Consider the following 7,024-nt stretch of genomic DNA (forward strand, 5'->3'; position numbering starts at 1 on the left):
GAGGAGAATAATCTTGTTGAACAGGCGAGAGATATAATTAATGAATCAATTGCTATTCCATGTACAGCCTGTGCATACTGCGTTGATGGATGTCCAATGAACATTCCGATTCCAAATTATTTCTCACTATATAATGCTGAAATGCAGGAATCAAAAGATAAAGGTTTTACTATTCAGCGAGAGTACTACGAAAGATTAACTTCGAATTTTGGTAAGGCAAGTGATTGTATAAAGTGTGGTAAATGTGAGCATATTTGCCCACAGCATCTACCAATCAGAGATAATCTTGTAATGGTAGCAAAACAGTTTGAGTAAAGTCCATAAATATGTACATACCTTCTGATATTATCTTATACATAAGATGATTCAGGAGGTATTTTTTATGAAAAAGAAACTTGATAGAGAAATGATAATTGCTTTTGCTGCTATTTCATTCATTGTGGCAGTAGGTATTATATTCTTTTTGTTATTTATATTTGATATACATATTTCTAGTAATAATGCTGGTGGTGTGATTGGCTCATTCTCAGGACTTTCAAGCTCTATATGGCTCTATTTACTTTGTAGAAATTGTTGACTAAGTATTGGGGGTTACCTATAATTAAATTATCTATATATAGTCTCTTGAGATGGCTTTAAGCAAAAATATTGTAGGATTTTCTTAAATAACATATTTGTGGAAATCTATGATTGCAATAGCATATAACTGAGCTATTTTTAATGTAACTATATGATTTAAGGAAGGTAATGTTTATGAGTAAATGTTGTAAAAGATTTTTTAATGCAGTTTTAATTTTTACGTTGGTTTTTGCATTTAACATAGTTGCGTTTGCCCAGGGAACCACTAAGATTTCTGTATCAAAGAGTTCTGCTTCGGTGGGAGATTCTATTACAGTTACAGTATCTGGTTCAGAGAAGGGCTCTATTACTGTTAAATACACTTCTAGCATGCTTAATCTTACTAGCTGTAGTGTTTCAGGTTATAGTACTGAGGGTAATTCTGTTACATTCTCGGGCACTTCAGGAGATTTGGTTTTCCAGGCCACAGCTGATGGTACAGCTTCTATTATTGTATCTTCTTCAGCTAATTCGGGAAGTAGCACCACTCTTTCTATAGGTGGTTCCAAGGCAGCAGAAGAGCCAGCTGAGGCTGCTGAACCTGCTGAGCCTACAGAACAGGAGACTACTACAGAGGAGACACCTGAGGCTTCAGCTGAGGAGACTCAAGCTACACCTGCACCAACAGATGGTGCTGTTGGCACATTAAATAGTAATGGTGGTTTTGATATTAATGGAGTTTCTTATGTAGTTTCTGAACGTTACGCTGATTCAGAGATTCCTTCAGGCTTTTTTAAGACTACAATTACTATCGGAAGCAGTACCTATAGTGAGCTTACTAATGGAACAATTACATTACTGTATCTCAAGCCAGCTGATAATACAGCAGGTTCAGGCGTGTTCTATTTGTATAATGAGCAGGCAGGTACAGTATCTCCATTTTTAATGCTTGGAAGTGCTAAGAATTATGTAATTATATCTACTCCAGATTCAACATTATCATCTGCCTTTACTACAGCCTCAATTGAGGTTACAGGTGGAACTGCGACAGCATATACTATCGATGGAGCAGAGTTCTTCTATGTATATGGTGTTAATCAGGATGGAGCAACAGGTTGGTACCTATACGATAAGACCTATGGAACTGTTTCTCGAGTTGATGAATCTGCAATTAGTGCATCAGGTTCTGATGATGTAGTAACTGATTCAGATATGTCTAATTCATCTGATAATTCTGATCTTTATATTGAGAAGCTTAATCTTTACCGTAAGATAATTATGGGATTGATTATTCTTTGTGTAGTTTTATTATTCATTATTATTAACAAAGCTATTAAGGGTCGTGGCGAAGATGACGATGATTTTGATGGAGATGTTTTTGCCAGTAAGCCTGAAAAGCCAGCTAAACGTCAGCCACGTTCTATAGTATTTGGCAGTCGCAGTGACGATGATGACGAAGAAGACTACGAAGAAGAGCTAGATGACTATGACGAAGATGAAGACTACGAAGAAGAGTATGATGATGAAGCTGATGATTATGAGATAGAGCCAGAGACTTCTCGTGCTCGTTATGAATCTGAATCTTATGAAGCTAGAAGAGCTTCTAGTTTAAATATGATGGATTTAAATGACCTATAAAGGAGTTAAAGAATATGGAATATTCTAGACAGGCAAAACGCGCTATTACAGGCGCATCTAAGCTTTCAAAATCTTTGAAGCACAGCTATGTTGGAACAGAGCATTTATTAATTTCCATTATAGAACAGGAGAATTCCCTTGCTGCTAAGGTTTTGAACTCAAATGGGGTTACAAAAGATTCCTTGCTTAAGCTTGTAGAGGAACTTATTTCACCAGGTGGGGATGTTGCCATCCAGGAAAGAGACGGCTACACACCTAAGATGGAACAGCTCCTTGAACATGCTGGTGAGGAAGCAGATAAGTGTAATTCCAAAACAATCGGAACTGAACACTTACTTCTTGCAATGATTCGTATGCAGGATTGCTCAGGGGCAAGACTGCTTAATTCTCTTGATATTAATCCTCATAAGCTTTTTTCAGAGCTTGTTGCAGGAATGGGAGCTGAGGGAACTGTTTATAAAGAGGAAATGCAGGCTATTAACAGCGGCAGAAGACGTAATGAAACTTCTTATCTAGACCAGTTTTCCAGAGATTTAACTCTTCTTGCTGAGGATGGAGAATTGGATCCAATTGTAGGCCGTGATGCCGAGATTCAGCGTGTTATACAAATTCTTTCAAGGCGTGGAAAAAATAATCCATGTCTTATTGGTGAACCAGGTGTTGGAAAAACAGCTATCGTAGAGGGACTGGCTGAAAGAATAGTTGAAGGAAATGTGCCTGATTCAGTTAGGGATTTAAGGGTACTTTCCTTAGATTTATCTGGCATGGTTGCAGGTTCTAAGTATCGTGGTGAATTCGAAGAACGTATCAAAAAGGTTATAGCAGAGGTTATTGAGGAAGGTAACATTCTTTTATTTATCGATGAGATTCACACTCTTATAGGAGCTGGCGGCGCAGAAGGTGCTATTGATGCTTCTAATATCCTTAAGCCTGCCATGGCTCGAGGTGAGATTCAAATCCTTGGAGCTACTACTATTACAGAATATCGTAAATACGTAGAAAAGGATGCTGCTTTAGAACGAAGATTCCAGCCGGTTATGGTTGAGGAACCAAGCTCAGAGGAGACTATTGAGATTCTTAAGGGAGTAAGACATCTATACGAAGAACACCACGGAATCACTATTCCTGACGAGGCAGTAGAGGCTTGTGTTAACCTTTCTGAAAGATATATTGCAGATAGATTTTTGCCAGATAAGGCGATTGATCTTATGGATGAAGCAGCAGCTGCCATTAAGTTAAAGGATGTTAAAAAGATTACAAAGGATGATTCCTTAAATAATAGAATAGACGAATTATCTGAAGAGATGGAACAAGCCATTATAGATGGAGATATAGCACTTGCTAGTTCTATCAAGAAAGAAAAAGATGGGCTTATTGCTAAGAAAGAAGCGGAAGAAAAGCGACTTAATAGACGTTCTAAGCTTAAGCCTATTACACTTACAGAAAATGATGTTGCTGCAGTAGTAGCATTATGGACTAAGATACCTGTTGCTAAGCTTACCGAGCAGGAATCTGTAAGGCTTAGAAAAATTGAAAGTACTCTTCACAAAAGGGTTATTGGCCAGGAAGAAGCGGTATCAGCAGTGGCTCGTGCTGTTAGAAGAGGTCGTGTAGGTCTTAAAGAAAAAGGAAGACCAATTGGTTCATTCCTGTTCTTAGGTCCTACTGGTGTAGGTAAAACAGAGATTTCCAAAGCTTTAGCTGAAGCTGTTTTTGGTAACGAGAATTCCATGATACGTGTAGATATGAGTGAATATATGGAAAAGCACTCTGTATCTAAGATGATAGGCTCACCACCAGGTTATGTAGGCTATGAGGAGGGCGGTCAGCTTTCTGAAAAGGTTCGTAGGAATCCATATTCTGTTATTCTTTTCGATGAAATTGAAAAGGCTCATCCTGATGTATTTAATGTCATGCTACAGATTCTTGATGATGGTCATGTAACAGACTCTCAGGGCAGAAAGGTAGATTTCAAAAACACAATTATCATAATGACAAGTAACGCTGGCGCTCAAGCTATTATAGAACCTAAAAAGCTTGGCTTTGCTTCAAAGGAGGACGCTAGCAAGGATTACGAATTTATGAAAAACGGCGTCATGGAAGAGGTTAAGCGAATCTTCAAGCCAGAGTTTTTGAACCGTATTGATGAAACTATCGTATTCAGAGCTCTTACAAAGGATGATATGAAGGAAATTGCAGCACTTCAGGTTAAGCAGTTTGCGGCTAGATGTAAAGAGCAGATGGACATTTCTGTTAACATTCCAGCTACAGTTAAGACTTGGATTGTAGAAAAATCCTTCGAGCCTAAATATGGTGCCAGACCTATACGTCGTAAGATTCAAACAGCTCTTGAGGATGTTATGGCAGAAGATATTTTAGCAGGTAAGATTAAATCAGGAGATAAGGTTAAGGCTAAAATCAAGAAGGATGAAGTGGTTTTTGAAAAATTCTGATTTTAATTAAAGTTTATTGTGAAAATCAAATTCCTTTGCTATAATCTTTCTTAAGATAAGCTGCATAGTGCGGCGACTATAGGAGGAACAAACATGGCTGTGATTAGTGAGTTGATTCGCAGTGAAGCAGATGGAACTATCAGCTTCGGGGATTACACTTTAGCTGATAAGAAGAAGCTTGAAGATTTTAAACACGATGGGGATTTGTATAAGGTAAAGACTTTCTCTGATATTACTAAATTAGAGAGAAACGGTATGTTTGTATATGAGTCTGTACCTGGTACAGCCGTAGAAAAATTCAATTGCACATCTGATTCAGTTACATTTACTGTTGAAGGCAAGGAGGATGCAATGGTTACCCTCGAGCTTGAGCCTGAAACAAGCTATGATATTACTGTAGGTGGCAATAGTGCAGGTCAGATGAAGACAAACCTCGGTGGTAAGCTTAATTTATCAGTTGAACTTGACCCAGGAGTACCAGTTTTGGTTGAGGTTAAAAGAGTTTAATAATTGATTCGAGTAAATCTTCCCACTTTAATGTGGGAAGATTTTTTAAGTCTAAGGAGAACAAATGGCAAACAAAAAAGTATCAGTATTTTTCTGTCAGGAATGTGGTAATGAAACATCTAAATGGTCTGGACAATGTCCGGCTTGTGGTGCATGGAATAGCCTTGTGGAGGAGACAATCGATAAGACATCGGTTAAAGCCAGGGCTAAGGTAGCTGATGTTAAGCCTACCAGACTAATAGATGTTACTGCATCTAATGAGGCAAGAATGTCTACAACTATAGAGGAATTTGATAGAGTCCTTGGTGGTGGAATAGTACCTGGCTCTATGATATTAGTAGGCGGTGATCCCGGAATAGGTAAGTCTACCCTGTTATTGCAGACCTGCCAGAGGCTTTGCTTATCTGGAATTAATGTAATGTATGTCTCAGGCGAGGAATCTCTTCAGCAGATAAAAATACGAGCTGACCGCATAGGTAAATTTAACGATAAGCTGGATTTATTATGTGAAACCAGCTTAGATACAATAAAGGCTGTGGTTGAGCGAGAAATGCCAACTGTTCTTATAATAGATTCAATACAGACTATGTTTAATGAAGCTGTTGGTTCTGCTCCAGGCTCTGTATCCCAGGTTAGAGAGTCTACAAGTGTCTTAATGAATATTGCAAAAGGTAAAGGGATAGCTGTATTTATTGTTGGCCATGTAACAAAAGAAGGAACGGTTGCAGGGCCAAGAGTGTTAGAGCATATGGTTGACACTGTACTATACTTTGAAGGTGACAGGCATGCATCCTATAGAATCCTTAGAGGTGTTAAGAACCGCTTTGGTTCAACAAACGAAATAGGCGTTTTCGAAATGAGAGATACTGGACTTGAGCAGGTAAAAAATCCATCAGCTGTTATGCTGGATGGAAGACCAGAAAATGCTACTGGTTCTATTGTCACATGCTCTATGGAAGGTTCACGACCAATACTTGTTGAAATACAATCCCTTGTTAGCAAAACCGCCTTCGAAATTCCTAGAAGAATGGCTACAGGCTGTGATTATAACAGAGTGAATCTGTTAGTAGCTGTGTTAGAAAGAATGCGAGATGTTAAAGCGAATAGAGCCTGCGGTATCTTCCTTGGCAGATCAGATATATATGTAAATATAGCTGGCGGAATGCGTATTGTTGAGCCTGCGATTGATTTAGCAATTGCTCTTGCGATATATTCTAGTGAAAAGGATATACCTGTAGATGCTGACACCATAATATTTGGAGAGATAGGCTTATCTGGCGAAGTTCGGTCTGTTTCAATGGCAGAACAAAGGGTTAATGAGGCCAAAAAACTTGGATTCAAAAAAGCTATTATTCCTGCATCTAATATGAGCAGTGTATCAAGTGTCAAAGGTATAACTGTAATTGGCGTGGCTAATGTAAAAGAGGCGGTAGATGCCTTAAGTAAGTAGCTATAAAATGAATTGTAAAAATAATTAGTACAATTCATACAATTTGTAGATAATGTGAAAATAGATTTACTTTAGAAAAATCACAGAAATTCAGTTGACACCGCCAGTTTTAGGTGATATTATAATCGAGCACTGAGGGAACGAGGTGCTGAGGAAAACAAGATATTGTGAAAATTGTATAAACAATTTTAATTTCTTGAAAACCTTTAAAAATTAATAAAAAAGTTGTTGACACGAAGCTCTTCTCGTGATAATATAAACGAGTTGTTGCTAAGAACGACAACAAAGAGAAGATTGATAACTGAACAGTGAAACAAACCTTGAATTAATACAAGTTTTTAAAACATGTATCCTTGAAATTCATTTAAGTTTCTTAATGAAACGAAACCTTTATTAGTAAAGTCAGATTTATGCTGAC

Annotated in this window: 6 protein-coding genes; all 6 read left to right on the forward strand. The window is 37.8% G+C overall.

Features of this window, described 5'->3' with window-relative positions; genetic code table 11:
* On the forward strand, window positions 1-315 hold a 315-nt coding region (locus IJ535_RS13475), incomplete at its 5' end, for a 4Fe-4S dicluster domain-containing protein (RefSeq protein WP_294303861.1).
* Window positions 316-382: 67 nt separating this feature from the next.
* Window positions 383-577 (forward strand): hypothetical protein, encoded by a 195-nt coding sequence (locus IJ535_RS13480; protein WP_294303862.1) that lies wholly within the window; start codon window positions 383-385, stop codon window positions 575-577.
* Window positions 578-753: 176 nt separating this feature from the next.
* Complete coding sequence (locus IJ535_RS13485; RefSeq protein ID WP_294303863.1) at window positions 754-2,196, forward strand: hypothetical protein; 1,443 nt, start codon at window positions 754-756, stop codon at window positions 2,194-2,196.
* A 14-nt stretch (window positions 2,197-2,210) separates the two neighbouring features.
* Window positions 2,211-4,649, forward strand: coding sequence for an ATP-dependent Clp protease ATP-binding subunit (locus tag IJ535_RS13490; protein ID WP_294303864.1), 2,439 nt, complete (start codon window positions 2,211-2,213; stop codon window positions 4,647-4,649).
* A gap of 93 nt (window positions 4,650-4,742) precedes the next feature.
* A complete protein-coding gene (locus IJ535_RS13495) occupies window positions 4,743-5,156 on the forward strand; it encodes an endosialidase (protein WP_294295713.1) in 414 nt (137 codons plus the stop codon).
* A gap of 64 nt (window positions 5,157-5,220) precedes the next feature.
* On the forward strand, window positions 5,221-6,606 hold the full coding sequence (gene radA, locus IJ535_RS13500) for a DNA repair protein RadA (RefSeq protein ID WP_294303865.1): 1,386 nt from the start codon (window positions 5,221-5,223) through the stop codon (window positions 6,604-6,606).
* Window positions 6,607-7,024 lie beyond the last annotated feature (418 nt).

Source organism: Pseudobutyrivibrio sp., from assembly GCF_017471675.1.
GTDB lineage: Bacteria > Bacillota > Clostridia > Lachnospirales > Lachnospiraceae > Pseudobutyrivibrio.

Coding starts and splice junctions, on each gene's coding strand:
- IJ535_RS13485 (WP_294303863.1), top strand. CDS start 754: ATGAGTAAATGTTGTAAAAGATTTTTTAATGCAGTTTTAATTTTTACG.
- IJ535_RS13490 (WP_294303864.1), top strand. CDS start 2,211: ATGGAATATTCTAGACAGGCAAAACGCGCTATTACAGGCGCATCTAAG.
- IJ535_RS13495 (WP_294295713.1), top strand. CDS start 4,743: ATGGCTGTGATTAGTGAGTTGATTCGCAGTGAAGCAGATGGAACTATC.
- IJ535_RS13480 (WP_294303862.1), top strand. CDS start 383: ATGAAAAAGAAACTTGATAGAGAAATGATAATTGCTTTTGCTGCTATT.
- radA (WP_294303865.1), top strand. CDS start 5,221: ATGGCAAACAAAAAAGTATCAGTATTTTTCTGTCAGGAATGTGGTAAT.